Source organism: Thioalkalivibrio sp. (genome assembly GCF_041690275.1).
In the GTDB taxonomy this organism is placed as follows: domain Bacteria; phylum Pseudomonadota; class Gammaproteobacteria; order Ectothiorhodospirales; family Ectothiorhodospiraceae; genus Thioalkalivibrio.
In genome coordinates this window covers 1-22,770 of record NZ_JAWLHP010000050.1, presented here as the reverse complement: position 1 = coordinate 22,770, position 22,770 = coordinate 1, and the positions used below count along the sequence as shown (strand labels likewise).

The window sequence follows — 22,770 nt, the reverse complement described above, 5'->3', positions numbered from 1 at the left end:
CGGCCGTCCCGCCGCCGTTGCCGGGGTGCACTACGGAATATTCCGGATTGATCCCCGGTGCGGTCAGTCGGATAAGGTGGACACAATCAAGGTCTGCATCATGCAGCCCGGGAGGCCGCATGCCTGGAAGATCTGCAACCCGAGTCGGGCTCGTTGCCCTGCTGGTCCTCTCATTCGTCCTTTCCGGAGGGCTGGGTGCGGGGGAGCAGTGGCCTGCGCAGCCGCTGGATGAAGATGCGCCGGCTCTGCCGTCCGGGTCTGGACCGGACCACCTCGAGACCCTCGTCCTCGATCTTCGGGTCCATCTCCTCCACGCCCCCGATTCGGAGACCGTCACCACCACCCTGACCCGGGCGGAGCTTGCGCGCGTTTTCGCAGGGGTCAACCGGGTCTGGGACCAGGCGGGAATTCGCTGGCGGGCGGGGGAGATCTCGCGTGTCGAGGTCCGGGACGGCGCCATGCACGAAGGTGTACTGGCAGGGAACATACCGCGCAGGTCCGGGATGATGGCCAGGATGGTCCCGCCGGATGCGGCATCCGACGGGTGGGATGTCTTCTTCATCCGGGACCTCGGGGGCAAGGCCGGAGGTGTCTACCTGCCGCCCATCACGGCCGTGCTGCAGAGCGAGCGGGGTCCTTCAGGGGTCCGGGACATCGAGGGGGACCTTGTCCGGATCCTGTCGCACGAGTTGGGCCATGCGTTGTCCCTGCCCCACGTCCGGTGCCGGGAGCAGGGAAATCTCATGTCCGCGGGGTGCATGGGAGTCAGCCGGACGCACCTTGCCCCGGATCAGGTCGAGCAGGCGCGGCGTCAGGCCCGGTCGGGCCGCCCCTATTCCGGTCATGCTTCGAGGCTGCTGGAGCGACAGTGAGAAGCGCCAGTGATGGGCGACTGCCTGGAAAGGCAGGGCGACCGGGAAATCGGCCCGGGGTCCCTGGGAGCCAGTTCGATGCCGGAAATGGGCCCGCGGGCGCCGTGGACCGGATCTCATGCCGAGCTTGCGCGGTGCGGTTGCAGCCGCAATTCCGCCTGCCGGTATCGGGCCCGCTGATCCCGATCAGGCTCTGGGGAAAATCCCCTTGCCTGCCGGGGAATCTGGTCTAGACTCGAAACAAACAATAACGCCGGCAGGCCGGGGTCCATGACTCCGTTCATCGGCGATCGACCAAAGGGTGGTGACCATGCGCTGGAGTGTTCTGGCCCGACTCGGGCTCGCTGTGCTGCTTCTGTTCCCGATCACATCTGTTGCCGAAACGGTTAAGGGGCGGATCATGGAGATCTCGCGCCTGGCCAATACGATCCAGATCCGGGTCCCCGACCAGGAGCCGGTTGTGGTCCGTTTCAACGAGAGCACCACGTTCGCCGAGGCCGAGGGCATCGGGGATCTGGGAGGAAACGATCTGATCGAGGTCGAGTACACCCCGGGGAGCCCCGCAACCCAGATCCGCAAGATCGTCTTCGGGTTGCCGCCCGGTATCGAGATCGACATTCAGGAAATGCTGGGCATTCTCACCGGGGATGAAGCCTACACCCTGGTGGACACCCGACCACGGGGCCCGTATCTCTCCGGTACGATTCCTTCGGCCATGCACCTGTTTCCCCGAATGGACGAGGAGGAGTTCATCGCCGCCTTGCCTGAGGACAAGGACCACCTGCTGATCTTCTTCTGCGGCGGTGCCACCTGCCCCTATACGGGCGAGGCGGTCGACCTGGCCCAGGGGGCGGGCTACACCAATGTCAAGGGATATCAGGGCGGAATTCCCGACTGGCGGCGGGCACAGCTTCCTCTGCACGCCGACCCGAACTGGGTGGCGGAACGCTTGAACCCGGGTCACGTGATCATCGACACCCGTAACCCGGTGATCAGCGCGACGGGTCATCTGCCCGGGGCCGTTGCGATGCCGGCCAGCAACTTCGAGGCCCTTACCGACCGCTTCATCCGTGAAGATCGCGAAGCGAGACTTCCAGGGGTCTCCGACCGGCGGGCGCCTGTCATCCTCTACAGCGACCAGCACCACAGCGACGACGTGTTGATCGCGTTCCGGGAGCTGACCAGCTGGGGCTACGGCCGGGTTGCGGTTCTGAAGGATGGTTTTGAAGGCTGGAAGGACGAGGGTCTGCCGGTCGAGAGCGACCAGCTGGCGTATGCGATCGAGTACGAGCGCCAGCTGGCGCCCGGGGCCATTGCTCCCGAGGAGTTTGCCGCAACCGACCTGACCCGTGACGATCTCATCATCCTCGATGTGCGCTCGGATCAGGAAGTGGCGGAGGCCGAGATCGCGGGAGCGATCCACATTCCGCTGGAAGCGATCGAGGACAGCCTGGAGCAGCTCGACCAGAGCAAGGAGATCATCGCTGTCTGTGCCACGGGAATCCGCGCCGAGATGGCGCGCCGCGTGCTCGACGGAGCGGGCTTTAACGTGCGCTTTCTGAACGAGCACATCGAAGTGGACGAAGACGGCAGCCTGAGCGTGCTGTAGAGCGTTCGCGTCAGGACCCGGCTGCAGGCCCGGACCGTCCCCCCACGAGCAAGAAGCGGGATCCGATTTCATGAAGCGAAGAGAATTCCTGAAACTCTCCGCGATGCTGGGTGCGGGTGCGGCCACGCCGGCCTTGATGACCGGCTGCGCCAGTCCAAGGCTGCCCGGCAGCGGACAAGTCGAGGCCAGTCCGATCGTCTGCAATGTCTGCTTCTGGCGCTGCGCGGGGACGGTATACAAGGAGGACGGGCAGCCCTGGAAGGTCGAGGGGAATCCGGAGGACCTTCATTCCCTCGGCCGGTTCTGCACCCGGGGGAGCGGCGGGCTCGGCATGTACCGCGACCCCGACCGTCTGCGTCAGCCAATGCTTCGGGTCACGGAAAACGGCCAGCAGACCTTCAAGCCGGTGTCCTGGGAGGAGGCCCTGGACTTCATCGCCTCACGCATGTCGAACATCGCGGAAACGCATGGCGAAGACCGACTCTGCCTGCTGTCCCACGGCGTCGGCGGCACCCATTTCCGGCGCCTTCTCGGAGCCTTCGGCTCGACCGGGTTTGCCCAGCCTTCGTTCGCGCAGTGCCGCGGTCCGCGGGATGTCGGGTTCGCCCTGACCTTCGGAGAGGGCGTGGGGTCGCCCGACCGCACCGACATGGAGAATTCCCGCTGCATCGTGCTGATCGGATCCCATCTCGGCGAGAACCTTCACAACAGCCAGGTGCAGACCTGGATCAAGGCCGTTGAGAATCGTGCCACGGTGATCACCGTCGATCCGCGCTTCTCGGTGGCAGCGGGCAAGTCCCGTTACTGGCTCCCGATCCGGCCCGGTACGGACATGGCGCTGCTGCTGGCCTGGATCCACGTGCTGATCCACGAGGGTCTGTACGATCAGGACTATATCGCCCGGTACGCGACCGGACTCGAGCAGCTGGCCGAACATGTCCTGCCGTTCAGCCCGGAATGGGCGTTCCTGGAGACCGGCATCAGTGCGGACGTGATCCGGGAGACCGCGCGCGAAATGGCTCGTCATGCGCCGGCGACCCTGGTGCATCCGGGTCGTCACGTGACCTGGTACGGAGATGATACCCAGCGTAGTCGGGCGATCGCGATCCTCAACGCGCTGCTCGGGTCATGGGGCCGTGAGGGCGGATATTTCATCCCCGAGAGGGTCAGCCTCCCGAGTTATCCCGTTCCGGAGGCGCCCGAGCCCAGAACCGACTGGATGGCGGAGGTGCAGAAGGACTACCCGTTGGCGCCAGCCGGCATCACCAACGTGGTGATCGAGAATTCGATCGGTGACGATGCCTTCTTCAAGGGCTGGTTCGTCTACGGTACGAACCTGCCCTATTCGGTGCCCTCGAGCGCCGACCAGATCCAGGCGGCCGCACAGTCCCTGGATCTCATGGTGGTGGTGGACACCATGCCCTGTGCGATCACCGGCTACGCGGATGTGGTGCTTCCCGAGTGCACCTACCTGGAGCGGCTTGACCCCATCCGGAACAGTCCGGAACGACAGCCGGCCCTCGCGGTGTCGTTTCCGGCCTTCGAGCCCCGGTACGACAGCAAGCCGGCCTGGTGGATCGCGAAGCAGATTGCCGAGCGGCTGGATCTGGGCGCCTACTTCCCCTGGGAGGACTATGCCGAGGAGGTGGACTGGCAACTGCAGCAGGTGGGCAGTTCGCTTGAGGAGATGCGGCAACTGGGCGTCAAGTCCTTTCCGCGCACCACCGCGAAGTTCTTCGAACCCGGGGAGGCCGTCGAATTCAGGACACCGAGCGGCCGGATCGAGCTGTATTCCGAGATGCTCGCGTCCTTCGGGCATGATCCGTTGCCGAAATATGCCCCGCCTCGGCGACCGCCCGAGCGCTACTTCCACCTGAGTTACGGCCGTGCGCCGGCGCATACCTTCGGTCGCACCATCAATAACCCGACCCTGTTCGAATTGATGCCAGAGAATGCCGTCTGGGTGAATCCACTGGTGGCGAGGGATTTCGCCCTGAGCAGTGGGGACTACGTGCGGCTGCGCAACCAGGACGGGGTGGTGAGCAACCGGGTCCGGGTGCGCGTGACGGAACGCATTCGCCCCGATTCCGTGTTCATCGTTCACGGCTTTGGCCAGAAGGATCCGCGACTGCGGCTGGCCAGCCAACGTGGCGCAGACGACAATCATCTGATGACCCGTGTCCTCATCGACCCGATCATGGGAGGTACCGGCATGCGCGGGAATTTCGTAACACTGGTTCCTGAGGAGCAGCTCGCATGAAGGTCTACGCGATGGTGATCGACACGAACCTCTGCATCGGCTGCGGTGACTGCGTGGTTGCCTGCAAGACAGAGAACAAACTGCCGGCGGGGCTCAACAGGGACTGGGTTGTGGAGGCCACGCGCGGGCGCTACCCCGATCTGACGACCGAATTCCGCTCGGAGCGCTGCAATCACTGTACCCACGCCACCTGCGTGCACGCCTGTCCCACGGGCGCCACCTATACCTGGCAGAACTCGAACATCGTGCTGGTGGAGCCGAGCAAGTGCACCGGTTGCAAGGCCTGCATCGCCGCCTGCCCCTACGATGCGCGGCTGATCATGACGCCGGACGGCTACATCGACAAGTGCACCTTCTGCCATCACCGGGTGGAGAAGGGCCAGGACCCGGCCTGCGTCAGTGCCTGCCCGACACACTGCATGCACTTCGGTCTCCTGAGCGATGCGCAATCGACGGTAAGCCGACTGCTGGCGACGCGGCCGCACAAGGCCCTGCTGGAGGAGACGGGTAATGAACCTCAGGTGTACTACCTGACCTGAAGCACCGACAGGGAAAACGACATCATGCTGGAAGAAGTCCTCGTCACCGTCCGCGACAATCCGGGCATCGATCCGTCCCTCTCGGTGTGGCACTGGGAGATTCCCGCCTATCTCTTTCTCGGGGGGCTGACCGCGGGGATCCTGCTTTTCGCCTCCCTGATCGTCCTGCTGGGCCGCGAAAAGGATTTCCCGTTCGTGTCGCGCAGGCTTCCGATCTGGGCCTTTGTCGCGCTCTCCCTCGGCATGCTGGCGCTGTTCCTGGATCTCAGCCACAAGTTCTACGTCTGGCGCTTCTACACGACTTTCCAGGTGTCCTCGCCAATGTCCTGGGGCTCCTGGATCCTGCTGCTGGTCTACCCGGTCATCATTCTGCTGACGGCCTGCACGCTGCGGGAAGGCTATCCAGCCTTGGGCCGGCTGGTGGACCGCTTTCGTGCCGGACACGCAGGGATCAACTTTGCCTGCAGACACCGCGTGCTCGTCGCACAATGGGGACTGATTCTCGCGGTCTTCCTTGGCTTCTACACCGGCATCCTCCTGTCGGCCTTCAGCGCGCGTCCATTCTGGAACACCGGCTTCCTGGCGCCGTTGTTCCTGGTCTCGGGCATGTCGGCCGCAGCGGCACTGGTCCTTCTCGGGACGCGCAGCGAGCACGAGCGCCACATGTTCACCCGCATCGACATCGTCCTGATCGCAATCAAGCTGTCGCTGATCGCATTGCTGCTGGTCAATCTCGCGACCGGTTCGAGGGTGCAGATCGAGGCCTCGCAGATGGTCTTCGGGGGTGAGTTCGCGATCCCGTTCTGGGTCTTCCTGGTGATTCCGGGTTTGATGATCCCGTTGATCCTCGAGTACTGGGAACTGAAGGGCACGCGGCGCGCCTGGATGCTGGTCAGTCCCGTTCTGGTTCTCTACGGCAGCTACATGCTGCGACAACTCACCGTGGACATGGGACAGGCCTCGAGTTACATCAGTTACGTCAACGCCTTCGACCCGGCCCTGCTCGAGTTGCTGCGGTGATCGTGGCCGTGTCCAGCCATCCTCGGGGAACATTGCCTCCCCTGATGCCATCCGTTCATTGAGAGGGTCCTTATCCCATGCAACGAATGCTGCTTATCCCTCTGATCATCCTCGGGTTTCTTCTGGTGGGCGCCGCTGTGCTGTTTGCCTTTGCACAAAGACCCACGACCGGCGCGATGGAAGAGCAGATCGAACTGGTCGGGCGGATGATCGTGCGCGGAGAGGACAGCCTCGCGGTTCCGGAACTGGCACAACGTATCGTCCAGGACCGCCGTGATTACGTTCTGGTCGATTTGCGCTCGGCGGCTGCGTTTGAGGAGGAGCATATCCCCGGCGCACGCCGCCTGCCTCTGACGGAGATCGTAAGCCCGGACCGGGCGCGCGAGGTCGCCGAGGGACGTACCCTGATCCTGTATTCCGAGCAGACCCCGGATGCGGCCCAGGTGGCCATCCTGCTTCGGGCCGCGGGCGTGGATGCAGTCGCGCTGCGCGGTGGCTTCGAGGGGTGGCTGCAATACACCCTGGACCCGGAGAGCGATCCGGGGGATGTCCAGCCAGTCCTGAGTCGCGGGGAACGACAGGCGGTGAGCTGCAAGTTCCATGGGGATTACATGCCCACGGCCGGCATCCCGATCGAGGCCGTGCGCACCGCCTATACGCCGCCGGTGGCACCCGTGGACCCGCCGGTGGCGACACCGCAAGCCGCCGCCGATGAGCCCGTTGACATCGAGCCCGTGGACCCGCTCGGTCTGGGACAACACCTGGGGCTCGGCAACCTCCCCGTCGAGCCGCAGCCACAGCGGGATCCCCTGGGTCTGGGGCTTCATCTCGGCGTGGGTATGGTCAGCGCGCCGCAACAGCATCCCGACCCTCTTGGTCTGGGACTCACGCACGGACTGGGGGTCGGGCTCGAGGATGCGGGGGCGGCGGCTCCAGAGGAGGATACCGCGGCTTCCGACGCTGCACCGGAACCCGCGGCTCCACCGGCGCGGCGTGCGCTGCGCATCGGCGAGGGTTGCTAGCGGGTCACCGCACGCTCAGGATTGCGGTATTGCGACCCCAGCGCGGCAATCGGGACGGACGACGCCGGATAAGCGGCTGCCGGATCTTCGGGTCGGGGCACGCTGTGCCGGTTGCAAGGGGGGCGGTTCACCTCCCGCGATGATGATCCGGAGAAGCAGTCCCCTGGAATGTTCTGGTCGGTAAAGACATGAAGGCCCCCCTCCTGATCAGTCTGCTCGGGGTATTGCTCATGGCGGGTGCCGCACACGCGGGTTGCCTGTCCTGTCACGAAGGTCACGCGCTACAGCCCGACGATCCGCATTACGAACTCTCCGAGTCGTGCGCATCCTGCCACCTTGGCAAACCGGATGCGGCGAACGTGTCGACAGCCCATGACGGATTGGTCGCGTCGCCCGGCGAGCTGGCGAATGCGACCGGAGCCTGCGCGGGCTGCCATGCCGAAGAGGTGGCCCACGTCCTCTCAGGGTTGATGCACACGGGCAGGGGCATGGTGAATGTCACCCGCTTCACCTTTGGCGAAGAACCCTACCCGGAAGGTCCGGGGGACCTCTCGTGCTGCGATGGGCTCGGTGATTCACCTGCGGATTCGCTGTTGCGCAAGCGTTGTGCCAGTTGCCATCTCGGGCAGCCACGCCATCAGGTGGGAACGGACCATGCGATCGGCAGCCGCGGGGGCGGCTGTCTTGCCTGTCACCTCTCCGCGGAAGCGGCGGCCGGGCACCCGGTGTTCACTAGACGGGTTCGTGATGAGTCCTGCGTGGGCTGCCATTCGCGTTCTGGGCGGATCGCCCTGAACTACGCCGGTCTGGCCGAGGTGGATGATGACGCGCTCCAGCGAACCGACACCAGCAATCTCGGCTATTTGCCCGACGGGCGCCTGGTGGAACAGCTAAGGGCCGATCTCCATCATCGGGCGGGCCTGGCCTGCATTGACTGCCACACCAAGCGGGACGTGATGGGACCCACGAGCGGGTTCCAGCATGGCAGCGACGCGGTGGACATCCAGTGCCAGGACTGTCATGCAAATGACCAGCCCCGCATCACGGTGCCGGAGTGGCCGAGCGATCTGGCCGGTCTGCTTGACGCAATTCCGTTCCCCGTGACGGACGCTACCGAATTTCTGGTCACGGAGCGCCGCGGAACGCCCTTGTGGCACGTCGAGGTGGCATCCGGCGGAAGCTTCCTGCATCGAAAGCTGGCGGGAGGCCGCGTGCCGATCCCGGCGCTGTCCGCGACTCACCATCCCGACGACGGAAATCACGATCGACTCGCCTGCAGCGCGTGCCACAGCGGGTGGGCACCGCAGTGCTACGGCTGCCACATGGAATACGATCCCGGGCAGGAACAGTGGGACCACGTTGACAGGGCGTTCACTCCGGGTGCCTGGATCGACGACCGCTGGGGCATCCGCAACGATCAGCCACCTCTGGGGGTTGGCCCGCATGGGCGGATCGTGCCCTTTGTCCCGGGTATGGTCCGAAGCATCGAGCATCCTGCGTTCGACAGGCCGCAGTTCAGGCGGCTGTTCGCGCCGCTCTCGCCGCATACGGTAACGCGCGGCCTGGAATGCGCCGCCTGTCATCGCTCGTCGGCGGCACTGGGCCTGGGGCAGGGACGCCTGAATCATGAGGAGGAGGGCTGGACATTCGAGCCCTCCGGTCGGGTTCTTGCGGACGGTATGCCGGAAGACGCCTTCGTTACGATGGACGGCCGTGCGGCGGAGACGACGCGCCGCGGCGCGCGCGGCCTCAGTCCCGAGGAATTGACCAGAATCCTGAATGCCGCCGTGCCGTAGCCGGCGAGGTTGACCCTGCAGGACGGGGCTGCAGTGGAGCAGGACTCAGGGGCCGCGCTTCCCGGCGCTGGCCTCGTCCGCGGCCGGCCTGTCGTCGACACGTTCCGACTCCGTAGCGGATTCGGATGGATCCCTCTCCGGAACGGCGTTGGCGTCCTCGCCGCCTCTCCTTGGCATCACCGTCAGCACGCCCGAGCAGCTGTAGTGGACCTCTTCCGCGAATGTGGTGGAGGCACACTCGGCGTGCACTGCCTGCGATCCGAACAGCAGCGCGCCGACCCCGGCGATTGCACCAAGTTTCCTCGGCAGTTGAAAGTCCATCGAGACGCTCCAGCGAAGATAGATGCCCGTGTGCTCTGAGAATAGTGCATGAAACAACAACGGCCCAGTAAGCACGGGGGCGCGGGGCGGGGGTCGGACCAAGCCAAGGCTATGTTTACGCAGGGAAAGCATCGCCATACAGGACGAATTCAGGTCTTGCTCGGCCCTTTTTGACCCCAGAAACGGCCCTTCAGGCGAAGGAGGCGGATGTCAGCGGGCGATGGCAGGGCACAGATGCAAGGGAGGCAGGGGCCAGGTCGGCATGTCCTCATGGCCCGTTTTTGGTGCCAAAAATGGGGCTCCAGGGCCGTGTGAGGCGGGTTTTTTGGCGTTATGGAGAGAGAGATCAATGGGTTAGCTTGGTCCGACCCCCCGGACTGGGCAATTCTACGCCTTGATCGGTGCCGCGCATCAGGCAGAAGGTGTGATGGGGTCGGATCCAGTACACGCGACGTGAAGGAGGAGCCATGGAACTGAAAAGCACCGTCACCCTTCACACTGGCCGCCGGATGCCCGTCTTCGGTCTCGGGACCTGGGAGTTGACGCGGGATACCGCCGGCACCGTCGAGCGTGCCCTCGAGCTTGGTTACCGGATGATCGACACCGCCGTCGACTACGGCAGCCAGCCCGGCATCGGCGAGGCGCTCGGCCGGACCGCAATCCCGCGCGAGGAGATCTTCCTCGTCGCCAAGGTGGAGGAGAACGACCAGGCCTATGAGGCCACCAGGCGCTATCTTGACGAGATGCGACAGGATTACGCCGACCTCATGCTCATCCACCGGCCGCCCCGGCGCGGCGTGGGTACCGATCTCTGGGAAGGCCTTGTTCGGGCCCGAGAAGACGGCCTCGTCCGTGAAATCGGCATCAGCAACTATTCGATCGAGCAGATGGACCGGCTCACGGAAGAGGCAGGGGAATCACCCGTGGTCAACCAGATCGAGTGGACACCCTTTGGCTGGAGCCGGGAGATGCTCGACGCGTGCCGGGAGAGACGCGTCGTGATCCAGGCCTGGAGCCCCCTGACACGTGCCCGGCGACTTGACGATGACACCCTGCGCCGCATCGCCGACCGTCGCGACGTCACTCCCGCGCAGGTCCTGCTGCGCTGGGCCCTTCAGAAGGAGACCGTGCCGCTTCCCAAGGCGAATGACTGGGACCACCTTGTGGAGAACCCGGGGGCGCTGGACATCGAGCTCGATGACGACGAAATGGCCGTACTCGATGGCCTGAATGAGCATTGGTCGGCGGTGGGGCCCGCGGTGCAGTACCTCTGACGACGACTCCTTCCCGCGAAGAACGACGCCGGAGCCGGTCCGTCGTCGGCGCTGGGCCGACCGTCGTTGAGCCCCTGGCAGTCCCAGGTCAGTATATTGGTGGAGCTATCCGAAGCGTATCCTGTCCCTGGCCCACCCGGATTGTGTGTATCCGCCCCCGCTGTCGATGACTGGTGCACATCAGTCCAAGAAAGAGGACCCGATCGAGCACATGCCCGAATCCCGTGACGATTCGCCGCAACAGACCGCATGGCACGCTGTCTCCGGCGACGTGGCCCTGGAGAGGCTCGACAGCGGCAAGGACGGCCTGAGCGCCGACGAGGCCAGGCAGCGGCTGAGCAAGTACGGTCCCAACCGCCTGCGTGAGAAGCAGGGGCGGCCCTGGTGGCGCCGGTTGCTGGAGCAGTTCAACAACGTCCTCATCATCATCCTGCTGATCGCCGGGGCGGCGACGGTGATGCTGGGTCAGTGGGTCGACGCCGGGGCCATCTTCGCCGTGGTCCTGATCAACGCCGCCATCGGCTTCGTTCAGGAAGGCAAGGCGGAGCGGGCCCTGGAGAGCATCAAGGGGATGCTCTCGCCCAAGGCCAAGGTGGTTCGCGACGGGCGGCACCGAGAGGTGGACGCAGAAGCGGTGGTGCCCGGCGACATAGTGACTCTCTCCGCCGGCGACCGGGTCCCCGCCGACGTGCGCCTGCTCGACATCAAGCGGTTGCGCACCCAGGAGGCGGCCCTTACCGGCGAGTCGGAGGCGATGGGCAAGCAGGCCGACCCGGTGGATGAGGAAACGGAGCTGGCGGACCGCGCCTCCATGGCCTTCGCCGGGACCATGATCGTCGAGGGCACCGCGACGGCACTGGTGGTAGAGACCGGTCGGCACACCGAGATCGGACGCATCTCCGAGATGCTGGAGGAGGTGGAGCATGTGCAGACGCCGCTGCTGCGCCAGCTCGATCACTTCGCCAAGATCCTGGCGGTGATCATCGTCGGCGTCGCCACCGCCATGGCGTTGTATGGGGTCTTCGTCCACGACCGGAGCTGGAGCGAGATGTTCCTTGCCGCCGTGGGCCTCGCGGTCGCGGCCATTCCCCAGGGCCTCCCAGCCCTGGTCACCATCACCCTGGCCCTGGGCGTGCAACGGATGGCCAGGCGCAACGCCATCATCCGCCGCCTGCCGGCGGTGGAGACCCTGGGCTCGGTCTCCACCATTTACTCCGACAAGACCGGCACACTGACCCGAAACGAGATGACCCTCCAGGCCGCCGCCCTGGTCGACGGCGAGGTGCAGGTCGACGGGGTTGGCTTCACCCCGGAGGGGGACTTCCGCCGCCGCGACAGCGAGAAAGAGGAGGGCGAGCGCCTCGACCCCGACGAGCACGCGGTGCTGAAACGCTTCCTGACGGCGGCTGTGCTCTGCAACGATGCCGTGCTGGAGCGGCAGGGCGACGAATGGACCGTCAACGGCGACCCAACGGAAGGCGCCCTGGTGGTCGCCGGGGCCAAGGCCGGCTGGGACACACGGCAGATGCGTGACCAGGCGGAGCGCATCGATGCCATCCCGTTCGCCGCCGAACACAAGTACATGGCCACCCTGGATCAGGATCTGGAAGGCGATCAGCCGGTGATCCATGTCAAGGGCGCCCCGGAGGTGGTCCTGGAGCGCTGCGACAGGGTGGCGGCCGCAGACGGCGACGGCGAGCTGGACCGCGATGCCTGGGAGGACAAGATCCAGGACCTCTCCAGTCGCGGGTACCGGGTCCTGGCAGTGGCCGACAAGCCTGGTGCCGGTGGCAACGAGTTGAAGGACGAGGACGTGGAATCCGGCCTGGTGCTGCTGGGCCTTGCCGGGCTGCTCGATCCGCCGCGGGATGCCGCCATCGAGGCGGTGGAGCGCTGTCGCAACGCCGGCATCCGGGTCAAGATGGTCACCGGTGACCACGCCCTCACCGCTCGCGCCATCGCCGAACAACTTGGGCTGGACCGCACCGACAGGGCGCTCAGCGGCAGCGAGATCGCCGAGCTCTCTGACGACGAGATCACCCGCCGCGAGGGCGACGTGGACGTCTTCGCCCGGGCCGCCCCCGAACACAAGCTGCGCCTGGTGGAAGCGGTGCAATCCCGCGGCGGCGTCTGCGTGATGACCGGCGATGGAGTCAATGACGCCCCCAGCCTGAAGCGCGCCGATGTCGGCATCGCCATGGGGATTCAGGGCACCGAGGCAGCCAAGGAGGCGGCAGAGATGGTGCTTGCAGACGACAACTTCGCCTCCATCGCCAACGCCGTGGAGGAGGGGCGCACCATCTACGACAACATCAAGAAGGCCATCACCTTCCTGCTGCCAAGCAACGGCGGTGAGGCCCTCTCCATCCTTGGCGCCGTGCTTCTGGCCACCGCGTTGCCGATCACCCCGGTGCAGATCCTCTGGATCAATATGGTTACCGCGGTCACCCTGGGCCTGGCCCTGGCCTTCGAACCGGCCGAGGCGGACGTGATGCGGCGCAAGCCGCGGAAGCCGGACGCCCCGATCCTGGACCGCTTCCTCGCATGGCGGGTGGTCTTCGTCTCCCTGCTGCTGGTGTCCGCCGTCTTCGGCCTGTTCCTGTGGCAGACGCAGGCGGGCGTCGACGTGGACGTGGCCCGCAGCCTGGCGGTGAACATGCTGGTGGCCGGCGAGATCGTCTACCTGTTCAACGCCCGCATGCTCACCGAGCGTTCCCTGTCCGCGAAGGGCCTGTTTGGCAGCCGCGCCGCTCTGATCGCCGCTGGCCTGGTGATTGTGTTTCAGCTGCTTTGGACCTACACAGGCCCGATGCATTATCTGTTCGGGAGCGCTCCGCTGGCGCTCTGGCACTGGGGGGTCATCGCTGCCGTGGCAGTGGCCATCTTCCTGCTGGTGGAGGCGGAAAAGGCGGTATGGCGACGGTTCGGCTGGCGCTAGCGGGCCATGCGGGAAGTTCGGTCATCATGGAGCACGGCGAGACAGGTCGCCCCCGCTCAGGGCGGTCTGAGGCCGGGTGGCCATTTTTGCAAACGCCGAATCAGGGAAAGCGGACTGTTAACCTCGCAGGGATGTTAGCGTGAGGGCCTGCGGAGCAACCGAATACGGAGGCATGCCAATGCAGACGATACGGATACCGGGCACCGATCTTGAGGTCTCGAGGATTGCGCTGGGCACCTGGGCCATCGGGGGCTGGATGTGGGGCGGAACGGACGAGCGCCAGTCCATCGAAACGATTCATGCGGCGATCGACAGGGGTGTCACGCTGATCGACACCGCGCCGATCTATGGTTTCGGCAGATCGGAGGAGATTGTCGGCAAGGCGCTCGCCGAGCATGACGACGGAGAAGCAGTGCATGTGTCGACGAAGGTCGGCCTGGAATGGGATGATGGCGGCGGCGTCCATCGCAATGGCTCGTCGGACCGTGTCGAACGCGAGATCGATGATTCCCTGAAGCGCCTCGGCCGGGATTGCATCGATATCTACCATGTCCATTGGCCGGACCCGACGCGCCCCGTGCAGGAAACCGCCCGCGCGATGCGCCGTCTGCTCGACCAGGGCCTGATCGCCAACGTCGGCGTGAGCAACTTCACCTGCGACCAGATGGAGCGATTCCGGGCCGAGTGCCCGATCCATGTCTGTCAGCCCCCGTACAATATCTTTGAGCGCGGCATCGAGTCCTCCATCAAGCCATACTGCGAGCGCAACGCGGTGGCGCTGATGACCTACGGCGCCCTGTGCCGCGGCCTTCTGACCGGCAAGATGACCACCGATGTGTCGTTCGAAGGCGACGACCTGCGCAAGAACGACCCCAAGTTCGCCGAGCCCCGCTACGGCCAGTATCTCCGCGCCGTGGAACGGCTGCAGCAGCATGCCGGGGAACGGTTCGGACGCACGCTGATCGACTTCAGCATCCGCTGGGTGCTTGAGATGGGCGTGCCGATCGCCATCTGGGGCGGACGGCGGCCCGAGCAGATGGAACCACTGGACCGGCTCTTCGATTGGTCCATGGACGGCGCCGCGCTTTCCGCGGTGGATTCGATCCTGGCCGAGGCCGTCAAGGACCCGGTCGGACCCGAGTTCATGGCGCCGCCGACGGGGCTCGCCTGAGCGGCCGTCGGGCTGCGCAGACCGTTGCAAACCGGCCGTGGCCGCCGGGACACAGCCACGACCCCTTCATAGAAACGTTTGACAAGGAGACCAGCATGAGACTGATCACATCCCTGACCCTCGCCGGCACCCTGGTCCTGGCGCTGCCCGTGCTAGCCGAGGACCGTCCGGATCATTTCCAGGGCAAGCCGTCCGAAACGGTGGAAGAGGCCCTCGCCGTCCTGAACGAGCATAACCCCAGGCTGGAGGTGCTGTTGGCAAAGGATACCCTGACCCCGCAGGAGGTTGGTGACGTCCACCAGCTCACCTACACGCTGGAGAACGCGCTGGAGACCATCGCGAATGAGCACGAGCGGGTGGCAGAGTTGCTGGAAGAGGTGCACCTCGCCTCGGAAGCCAATGACGCCGACACCGTCCGGCGCAGCGGGCGCGAGTACCTGGAACGTTCGCAGAAGCTCATTCCCTGAGCCGGCCGGGCGGCCGGGGTCGGACCAAGACAAGCCCCTGTTGTCAAAAGAAAAATGGGTCCAGAAAGGGGTCATTTCAGGCCTTGAAGGCCCCTTTTCAACCCCGGGATTGGCCCTTCAGGCGCAGGGAGCGGACGTTCGCCAGAGACAGCGAGGACACCGAGGCGCCGCAGATGAAGGAATTTCAGGAGACAAGGCAGGCCCTCATCGCCCATTTTTGCTGCCGAAAACGGGCTTCCAAGGCCCTGTGGTCGCTCTTTTATGGGTTTTTTGCCCCATCTATCAGCGGGTTGGCTTGGTCCGACCCCGCGTGGCCCGTGTTTCGCGGCCGAGGCCATTCCGGCCCGGCACGCTGCGGCTGTTCGGCTGGCAGGACCGAGCTGCATTGTCTCAAGGCCCCGTGCGAACATGCGGCCGTTTGTGGTGCGGTGTTGCCGGGGGTTACGGCAGTGGGCGCGGCCTGGATCCCTTCAACCCTCCGACCAGACCATTTCGCCGCACTCGGCGAGGCCGTAACCCTGTAAACGGTCGGCTTCGCGGCGCGAATCTCCCGACTGGATCTGGCTCAGCAGTTCGCGAAACAGGGTCCTGAAGTAGATCGACCGGTTCAGTACAAAGTCGAAGGCCTCCCAGCCGGTGGGCAGGAAGGCAAGGTCGAATTCGCGCGCGGCCGAGCGCGTGCCCGCTGTCGCATCGGCCTCGCCCATGGCGATCAGTGACGCGGACTCGCGTTCGGAGTGGGCAACGGCAACGCCCTTGAGGCTGCACGGCTCGCTGCCATGATATCCAAGGTGCTCACGAAGGAAGCGCTGCGTGCCGGATCCCTGCTGTCGCATCACCCAGCGCAGGTCCTGTTGCAGCAATTGCTCAAGAGATGAGTGGCGCTCGGCGACCGAGCGGTTCAGGATCAGGCCCTGTTCGCGGCGGAACGCACGGATGATCACCCACTGGCGATGCTGCGGGAACGAACGTATCAGGGCGGGGTGGCGCGTCTGGCTCTCCTCTGCCGGACCCCAGTGCACGCAACAGGCGTCGACCCGGTGCGCCTGCAGCAGTTCGAGGCCGAGCCGCGTCACGATCGGGGTGAAGCTCACCAGCGCGTGCGAGCGCATCCGGTCTGCAAGCCGGGGGATCACGCGATGCAGAAGCGCGTCATCACTGCCCGCCAGCACGAGTCGGTCGCTCAGCAGGCCACCGTGAGTCGATTCCAGCATCCACTTGTCAACCAGTTCACGGGGGAAAAGCCACTTTCCGGTGACCTTGGTTCCCGGAATCTTGCCTTCGCTGACCAGCGCATAAACCTTCTTTTCATGCAGATTCAGATACTCCGCGACCTGCTTGACGCTGAGAAATCGTGGTGTCTCTACAGCGGTTGCCATGGCTCAATCCCCATCGTTTGCCTCCGCGCGATGCCCCGGCCGCGCCTCGGGGATCGCGTCGAACAGGACGTGCTCAGCGCCGTGGTAAACCAGAAAATGCCGGCCCTTTGCGCGGGCGATCAGGGTGACGCCCATCCGGCGAGCAAGGTCCATCCCCTGCGATGTCACTCCGGATCGCGACACCAGGATCGGGATCCCCATCATCGCGACCTTGATCACCATCTCGCTGGTCAGGCGGCCAGTGGTGTAGAAGATCCGGCCACCTCCGGACAGGCCCTCTAGCCACATGTGCCCGGAAATCGCGTCCGCGGCGTTGTGCCGCCCGACGTCCTCCACGAAGATCTCGATATCGTCGCCACGACAGAGCGCGCAGCCGTGTACTGCACCGGCACGGCGGTAGACCTCGTTGTATTCGTTCACTCGCTGGAGGGTGCGGTAGATCTCGGATTGCCGAAGCACCACGGGTGGAAGGTGGATTTCGTCCAGCTTGTCCATCAGGCTTCCGAACACGGTGCCCTGACCGCAACCCGTGGTCACGGTCCGGTGCGCCAGTTTGCCCTCCCAGTCTTCCACACCGCTCGACGTCGTCACTGCGACCGAGTCGCTTTTCCAGTCGACCTGAACGGAGAGAATCGAACCGATCGTCTTCACGAAGCCCTGGTTGCGGAGATAACCCAGCGCCAGCAGTTCCGGCGCGCTGCCCAGCGTCATCAGCGTCACGATCTCGCGCTTGTCCACATACAGTGTCAGTGGACGCTCGCCGGCAACATGGACGTCGCGGGGCGTGCCGAATTCATCCAGAACCTGGACCGGATGCGACGGCGAGAGGCCGGCGGCGCTCATCGCCGGCCGCTGAGCCGAACGTGTCGAGGGTTGGTTCATCACGCGGGCATGGGCTGTGTTCCGAGACGGTGACTCACTATCGAAACCGGTGGAAGCAAAATCCATTCCCCGCCGCAGCGGACACCTTCGGCACGGTGCGGGCCCGGACCGGGAAAGCGCTGATTAAAGCCATCCTGGCTTTCTCAGCGCTGTACAGACGATTTTCAGCTTGTTTCAGAAACAACCACCTGCGGTGGCCAATCCTGACGGCACTTCCCTCCGCCGCAGGGAAACGCCGATGAATCAGCGTTTCCCTGGACAAATTGTCCCACTCGAGTGGGGCGAAATGTCCCTGCGGTGCCTACGGGCTCCCGGAGGCAGAGCCGAGATTCAGTCGGTAACGCAGCACCTGAAGATGGTACGTGTCTTGCGTGGGGAATGGGCGTCACAGCGTATACGAGCAAGTACGAGTCGAGGCGTCCATGAATCAGACCAAACCCGACCCAATCGTCGCAGGGGGCAACGAAAGTGATCTGCCAAGGAGCTTCCGGGTCAGTGTCGTGATGGAAAGAAGGGAGCGGCCGGATGCCCGGTGGATCCGCGAGAGCTGGCACCTCACCGGCGTGACCCTGGACCAGGGGGCGGGCGAGTCCGACGCGGGCGGCCGCGTCATCCGGGAAGGAGACCAGGGCGAACAGTACCTGTGGTCAGGCTTCGAGGTGCGGCTGTACCGCGACGAACTGGAGAGCTACTACCACAACCTCCTGGCCCGGGAACCGAAGATCTTCGTGGTGACGCATACGGATCAGCAGGGTCGCCCGGAGCCGTTTCTGGTGTCGTTGAGCTACGACGAGGCGAATGCCTACGAGTTTGGCGGGGAGGTCGTCTACAACGCGGCGATTCCCCCGGTGCTCTACGCGTGGGTGGAGCAGTACCTGCTCGAAAATTATGCCCCGGAACGCCGGATCAAGCGCAAGAGGGATTGCCCGGGCGGTGACGGTACCTGTCAATGAACCGCTTACAGGAAGGAACACCGTGGCCGACATGAGCGGGTCCGGCAGCAGAAACCCGGGCGACGACGGCTTCCTGCGCCGCTGGGTCAGGCGCAAGGCCGAAGTGCGCCGCGGTGGCGCGACGGAAGATTCCGAGGCTGCGCCGACGGATGCCGGCCAGCCTCCCGTGGCGACAGCCTCAGGAGTGCCGGAGCCGGCCGGCTCCGGGGACCCGCCTGCGCCTGCCGAACCCGAAATCACCGACACCGACATGCCGACGCTCGAATCCCTCGATCAGGATTCGGACTACAGCCCGTTTCTTTCCCGCGGCGTGAGCGCGGAGCTGCGGCAAAAGGCGCTGCGCCAATTGTTCCGGCAGCCCAAGTTCAACGTCGAGACCTGTCTCGACGATTTCCAGGACGACTATCTGAATTTCCAGCCGCTCGGCGACATCGTCACCTGCGACATGCGTCACCAGACCGAGGTCGAGGCACGACGCAAGGCGGAACGGGAGGCGGAAGACGCCGCGGAGCGCGCCGCGCAGGTTGCCGGCGCACCGGAGTCTGCCGCGGCGCCTGTGCCGCCCGATGCCCCGGCTGCCGACGACGTTGCGGCCGCAGATCCGGATCCGCCGGCCGCGCCGGACGAGGATGACGGCACCCGGACCCGGCCGCCACCAGGGGACGGCGGTACCGCTGCGTAATGGACGCCTTCACCGTGAGGCCCGGTGGCGCCCGGCTGCCGCACTCGCCGGAGCGGCTCACGACACGATCAACCCACAGGAACGACTGCCGATGAACACGCCGCAGGAACACAACGCCAACGCCCGTGCCGAGGCCCTCGCGGCCGTCCGGGACATGGGTATGGAGCCGACCTCGAGGGTGAGTTATCACTCTGAAGGTCGGGTCCTGATCATCGGCATCGACGAGGAATCGGCGCTCGACGCCGCGCGGAAGCTCCGCGAAGACCTGACGCCCGCGGTACTGCTGACGGCCAACGGCGAATCGACGGAGGCGGACGGGATCCCCGTCCTTTATTCGCAGGGCCGCGAACCCCTGGTCGAAGGGCACCTCGGGTCGTTCATGGTCACCCTGCAGATTGGGGGCAAGACCGCGAACGTCGCCACGCTGCTCAACAGCGCGTGGAATGCGTTCGATCTGGTGCTGGACCTGGGACTCGCACCCCTGATCACGGCGGAGTGGCCGCCGGTCGGTTACTTCGCTCCGCCGTTCGGCGATCGGGAGGCGCTGGACCGCGCGCTCGAGGCGCTGGGTGACCTGAGGGGCGAATTCGAGAAGCCGAAATTCTTCCGGTACGATCCCGGCATCTGCGCCCACGCTCGCAGTGGCATACGGGGCTGCACCCGCTGCATCGACGCCTGTCCGGCCATTGCGATCCGGTCCCTCGGGGAGACGATCGAGGTTCAGCCCGAACTGTGCCAGGGAGGTGGCATCTGCGCCACCGTCTGTCCGACCGGCGCGATCACCTACGCGTACCCGCGTCCTGCAGATCTGATCCAGCGCCTGCAGACCCTGATGCGGCACTACCGTGAACACGGCGGGGAAGACCCCGTCGTGCTGTTCTACGACGACGAGGCCGGGGCCGAGATACTGCAACGGATGGAGCCGTTGCCCGGCCAGGTTCTCGCAGTGGAGGTGGAGGAACTCGGCAGCGTGGGCCTTGACGTGCTGCTGGCCGGGTTGGTCGCGGGCGCGCGCGAGATGCTGCTGCTCGATACGCCGGCGTTGCCCGCAAAGGTGCGCCGGAACCTGCAGGAGCAGCTGGGCCACGCGGGGGTCATCCTGCACGCGCTGGGTTTCCCCCGGCAGGCCCTGCGCTTGATTCAGGGTGGAAGCGGCGCGGTGTCGAGCACCGATCCAATGCCGGCCATCCACCCGGAACAGGTGGCCGCCTCCGACCGCAAGCGCCTGACACTGTTCGCCGCACTGGATCACCTGAACGCGGAGGCGCCTTCGCCGCAGTCCGAGATCGCGTTGCAGGCGGGTGCGCCCTTCGGCGAGATCCATGTCGACCCGAAGGCCTGCACGCTCTGCATGGCCTGCGCCGCCGTCTGTCCTGCCCAGGCGCTTTCCGCGCCTGGCGATACACCACGCCTTGAGTTCACCGAGGGGAATTGCGTGCAGTGCGGTATCTGCGAGATCTCCTGTCCGGAACACGCGATCTCGCTTGGGCCACGGCTGCTCACCGATGCCCGGCAACGCTCAGAGCCTCGGGTGCTGCATGAAGAGGCCCCCTTCGAATGTGTCAGCTGCGGCAAGCCCTTCGCCACCCACCGAATGATCGAGCAGATCCTCCAACGGCTGGAAAAGCATCCGATGTTTCAGGACGAGCCGTCGAGGAGGCGCCTGATGATGTGTGAGAACTGCCGTGTGATCGACATGTTCCAGGGAAGTGGCGGAGGGACAGTTTGACTCTGCCCCGCGTCGGCACGGACACAATGTCGCGGTACCTGCGCATGCTTCGACGCCCCTGGGCCTGAATATGCCTTTTACTTCCTTTTTGTCCGTATTTTCCGCGATGGCATGGCCCATTGATTGCTTGCTTAACCTGCAACAGGAGAGACGATGCAGGCCCCATGGTTAACGGAAGAAGATCAGGCCCGGATTGGGATGTACGCGTTACTGGCCAGGCTGCTGGCGGCGCCGGCCAATCAGGCACAGCTGGACGACCTGGCACAGATGGCAGTGGACAGCAGCCCGGACGGGGAGGCCGCGGTGGCATTGTCGCTTCTGAGGCTCGCAGCGCAGCAGGCGCGCGCACAGGAGGTGGACGACGAGTATCACAAGCTGTTCATCGGAATCGGGCGCGGGGAACTCGTTCCATACGGGTCCTGGTACCAGACCGGAGCGCTGATGGAGCGTCCGCTGAGCGATTTGCGGCAGGACCTGGCGCGGTTCGGCCTGGAGCGGGAACCGGGCAATCCGGACCCGGAGGATCACGCGGCCTTTCTCTGCGAGACGATGGCTGTTCTGGGTTCGTCCCGCGAGGTCTCCGAGGACGCACAGCGCGCATTTTTCAGTGCGCACGTGGGGAACTGGATGCCGGCGTTCTTTCGGGATCTCGAGACCTGCAGTTCGGCTTGTTTCTACAAGGCCGTGGGGCATCTGGGCACGGTCTTCATGCGGTTGGAGAAGGATTATCAGAGGTTTGACGAGCGGTGAACGGGCAGACCGGGGGCGGACCCCGGGGCCGCAGTGGACGCCGCGATGTCTTGAGCAGGGTGTTATCCAGTCAAGGAGTCACATGACATGAGCGAAAAATCCCAACAGCGCACGGTTCGGGCGCATTCAGAAGAACGCCGGCGGTTCCTGAAGACGGCCGGGCTGGCCGGGTCCAGCGCCGCGGCAGCGGCCGCAATGCCCGGCATCGTGGCCGCGGTGCCGGAGGCCGGAGAGACCGTGACCGAGCCGGTGGACACGGGGTACCGGGAGAGCGCGCACGTGCGCGACTACTACCGGACCGCCTCGGAGTAGCCCGGGACCGAATCGCAAAACAGGAAGAATGCACAGACCCCGCTTGGGGGTCAGGAGCAACGAGACATGAAACTGATCAAAAAGTCCGATCCCGTCTCCGCCGCTGAATCACCTTCGGCGGGCCGTAATGCCGACGGCAAGGGGGTTTCACTGGACCGCCGGGCATTCCTGCGCAATGCCGGCCTGACCGCCGGCGGATTGGCTCTGGCAAGCCAGGTGACCCCGGGACTGGTTCGGCAGGCCGAGGCGGAAGGCCCGGTATCCGCCAACGGCGAGGTGCAGACCAGGCGCACGGTCTGTGGCCACTGTTCGGTCGGTTGCGGCATCTACGCTGAGGTCAAGGATGGTGTCTGGGTCGGGCAGGAACCTGCATTCGACCATCCGTTCTGCCTCGGTGGACACTGCGCCAAGGGTGCGGCTGTGCGCGAGCACGGGCACGGCGAGCGACGCCTGAAGTACCCGATGAAGATGGTCGATGGCCAGTGGAAGCGGATCTCCTGGGATCAGGCCATCGATGAGATCGGCGACAAGATGCTGGAGATCCGGGAGAAATCGGGTCCGGATTCGGTGCAGTGGCTGGGCTCGGCCAAGTTCAACAACGAGCAGGCCTACCTGTTTCGCAAGATGGCGGCCCTGTGGGGCAGCAACAACGTCGATCATCAGGCGCGGATCTGTCATTCGACGACGGTCGCCGGCGTGGCCAATACCTGGGGCTACGGCGCGATGACCAACTCCTACAACGACATCCTGAAGAGCAAGTCGATCCTGATCATCGGCGGCAATCCGGCCGAGGC

Annotated in this window: 20 protein-coding genes; 17 read left to right on the top strand and 3 right to left on the bottom strand. The window is 65.1% G+C overall.

Annotated features, from left to right (window positions below; genetic code table 11):
• Window positions 1-119 precede the first annotated feature (119 nt).
• From ACESMN_RS10350 to ACESMN_RS10320, 7 genes are all read left to right on the top strand, one after another.
• A complete protein-coding gene (locus tag ACESMN_RS10350; protein WP_373053520.1) occupies window positions 120-872 on the top strand; it encodes a hypothetical protein in 753 nt (250 codons plus the stop codon).
• 400 nt (window positions 873-1,272) lie between these two features.
• Window positions 1,273-2,481, top strand: coding sequence for a rhodanese-like domain-containing protein (locus ACESMN_RS10345; RefSeq protein WP_373053519.1), 1,209 nt, complete (start codon window positions 1,273-1,275; stop codon window positions 2,479-2,481).
• A gap of 70 nt (window positions 2,482-2,551) precedes the next feature.
• A complete protein-coding gene (locus ACESMN_RS10340) occupies window positions 2,552-4,741 on the top strand; it encodes a molybdopterin-dependent oxidoreductase (RefSeq protein WP_373053518.1) in 2,190 nt (729 codons plus the stop codon).
• Window positions 4,738-5,280: a 4Fe-4S dicluster domain-containing protein gene (locus tag ACESMN_RS10335; RefSeq protein WP_373053517.1), complete on the top strand. Its 543-nt coding sequence runs from the start codon at window positions 4,738-4,740 to the stop codon at window positions 5,278-5,280. Before ACESMN_RS10340 ends, ACESMN_RS10335 begins: the two co-directional genes overlap by 4 nt.
• Before the next feature lie 24 nt (window positions 5,281-5,304).
• Window positions 5,305-6,300 (top strand): NrfD/PsrC family molybdoenzyme membrane anchor subunit, encoded by a 996-nt coding sequence (nrfD, locus tag ACESMN_RS10330; protein ID WP_373053516.1) that lies wholly within the window; start codon window positions 5,305-5,307, stop codon window positions 6,298-6,300.
• 86 nt (window positions 6,301-6,386) lie between these two features.
• Window positions 6,387-7,322 carry a rhodanese-like domain-containing protein gene (locus ACESMN_RS10325; RefSeq protein WP_373053515.1) on the top strand — a complete coding sequence of 312 codons (936 nt, stop codon included), beginning with the start codon at window positions 6,387-6,389 and terminating at the stop codon, window positions 7,320-7,322.
• 188 nt (window positions 7,323-7,510) lie between these two features.
• Window positions 7,511-9,118: a hypothetical protein gene (locus ACESMN_RS10320; protein WP_373053514.1), complete on the top strand. Its 1,608-nt coding sequence runs from the start codon at window positions 7,511-7,513 to the stop codon at window positions 9,116-9,118.
• 45 nt (window positions 9,119-9,163) lie between these two features.
• Here ACESMN_RS10320 and ACESMN_RS10315 read toward each other — a convergent pair whose 3' ends face one another.
• On the bottom strand, window positions 9,164-9,439 hold the full coding sequence (locus ACESMN_RS10315) for a hypothetical protein (RefSeq protein ID WP_373053513.1): 276 nt from the start codon (window positions 9,437-9,439) through the stop codon (window positions 9,164-9,166).
• A 467-nt stretch (window positions 9,440-9,906) separates the two neighbouring features.
• Here ACESMN_RS10315 and ACESMN_RS10310 point away from each other — a divergent pair, with 467 nt between their 5' ends.
• The 4 genes from ACESMN_RS10310 (at window position 9,907) to ACESMN_RS10295 (ending at window position 15,289) form a co-directional block, all read left to right on the top strand.
• On the top strand, window positions 9,907-10,713 hold the full coding sequence (locus ACESMN_RS10310) for an aldo/keto reductase (RefSeq protein WP_373053512.1): 807 nt from the start codon (window positions 9,907-9,909) through the stop codon (window positions 10,711-10,713).
• 211 nt (window positions 10,714-10,924) lie between these two features.
• Entirely contained in the window at window positions 10,925-13,651 is a 2,727-nt protein-coding gene (locus ACESMN_RS10305; protein WP_373053511.1) for a cation-translocating P-type ATPase, read from the top strand.
• Between the two features lie 178 nt (window positions 13,652-13,829).
• On the top strand, window positions 13,830-14,822 hold the full coding sequence (locus tag ACESMN_RS10300) for an aldo/keto reductase (RefSeq protein ID WP_373053510.1): 993 nt from the start codon (window positions 13,830-13,832) through the stop codon (window positions 14,820-14,822).
• A 95-nt stretch (window positions 14,823-14,917) separates the two neighbouring features.
• Window positions 14,918-15,289: a DUF6746 family protein gene (locus ACESMN_RS10295; protein ID WP_373053509.1), complete on the top strand. Its 372-nt coding sequence runs from the start codon at window positions 14,918-14,920 to the stop codon at window positions 15,287-15,289.
• Window positions 15,290-15,759: 470 nt separating this feature from the next.
• Here ACESMN_RS10295 and ACESMN_RS10290 read toward each other — a convergent pair whose 3' ends face one another.
• Together ACESMN_RS10290 and ACESMN_RS10285 are read right to left on the bottom strand one after the other, a co-directional pair.
• Window positions 15,760-16,668 (bottom strand): substrate-binding domain-containing protein, encoded by a 909-nt coding sequence (locus ACESMN_RS10290; protein WP_373053508.1) that lies wholly within the window; start codon window positions 16,666-16,668, stop codon window positions 15,760-15,762.
• 3 nt (window positions 16,669-16,671) lie between these two features.
• Entirely contained in the window at window positions 16,672-17,511 is an 840-nt protein-coding gene (locus ACESMN_RS10285; RefSeq protein WP_373053507.1) for a formate dehydrogenase accessory sulfurtransferase FdhD, read from the bottom strand.
• 461 nt (window positions 17,512-17,972) lie between these two features.
• Here ACESMN_RS10285 and ACESMN_RS10280 point away from each other — a divergent pair, with 461 nt between their 5' ends.
• From ACESMN_RS10280 to ACESMN_RS10255, 6 genes are all read left to right on the top strand, one after another.
• Window positions 17,973-18,503 (top strand): DUF3305 domain-containing protein, encoded by a 531-nt coding sequence (locus ACESMN_RS10280; protein ID WP_373053506.1) that lies wholly within the window; start codon window positions 17,973-17,975, stop codon window positions 18,501-18,503.
• 31 nt (window positions 18,504-18,534) lie between these two features.
• Window positions 18,535-19,185, top strand: coding sequence for a DUF3306 domain-containing protein (locus tag ACESMN_RS10275; protein ID WP_373053521.1), 651 nt, complete (start codon window positions 18,535-18,537; stop codon window positions 19,183-19,185).
• Window positions 19,186-19,276: 91 nt separating this feature from the next.
• Entirely contained in the window at window positions 19,277-20,914 is a 1,638-nt protein-coding gene (locus ACESMN_RS10270) for a 4Fe-4S binding protein (RefSeq protein WP_373053505.1), read from the top strand.
• Between the two features lie 198 nt (window positions 20,915-21,112).
• Window positions 21,113-21,664: a molecular chaperone gene (locus ACESMN_RS10265; RefSeq protein ID WP_373053504.1), complete on the top strand. Its 552-nt coding sequence runs from the start codon at window positions 21,113-21,115 to the stop codon at window positions 21,662-21,664.
• Between the two features lie 87 nt (window positions 21,665-21,751).
• Entirely contained in the window at window positions 21,752-21,976 is a 225-nt protein-coding gene (locus tag ACESMN_RS10260; protein ID WP_373053503.1) for a twin-arginine translocation signal domain-containing protein, read from the top strand.
• A 66-nt stretch (window positions 21,977-22,042) separates the two neighbouring features.
• Window positions 22,043-22,770 (top strand): molybdopterin-dependent oxidoreductase (locus ACESMN_RS10255; protein WP_373053502.1); only part of this gene is annotated, 728 nt, incomplete at its 3' end.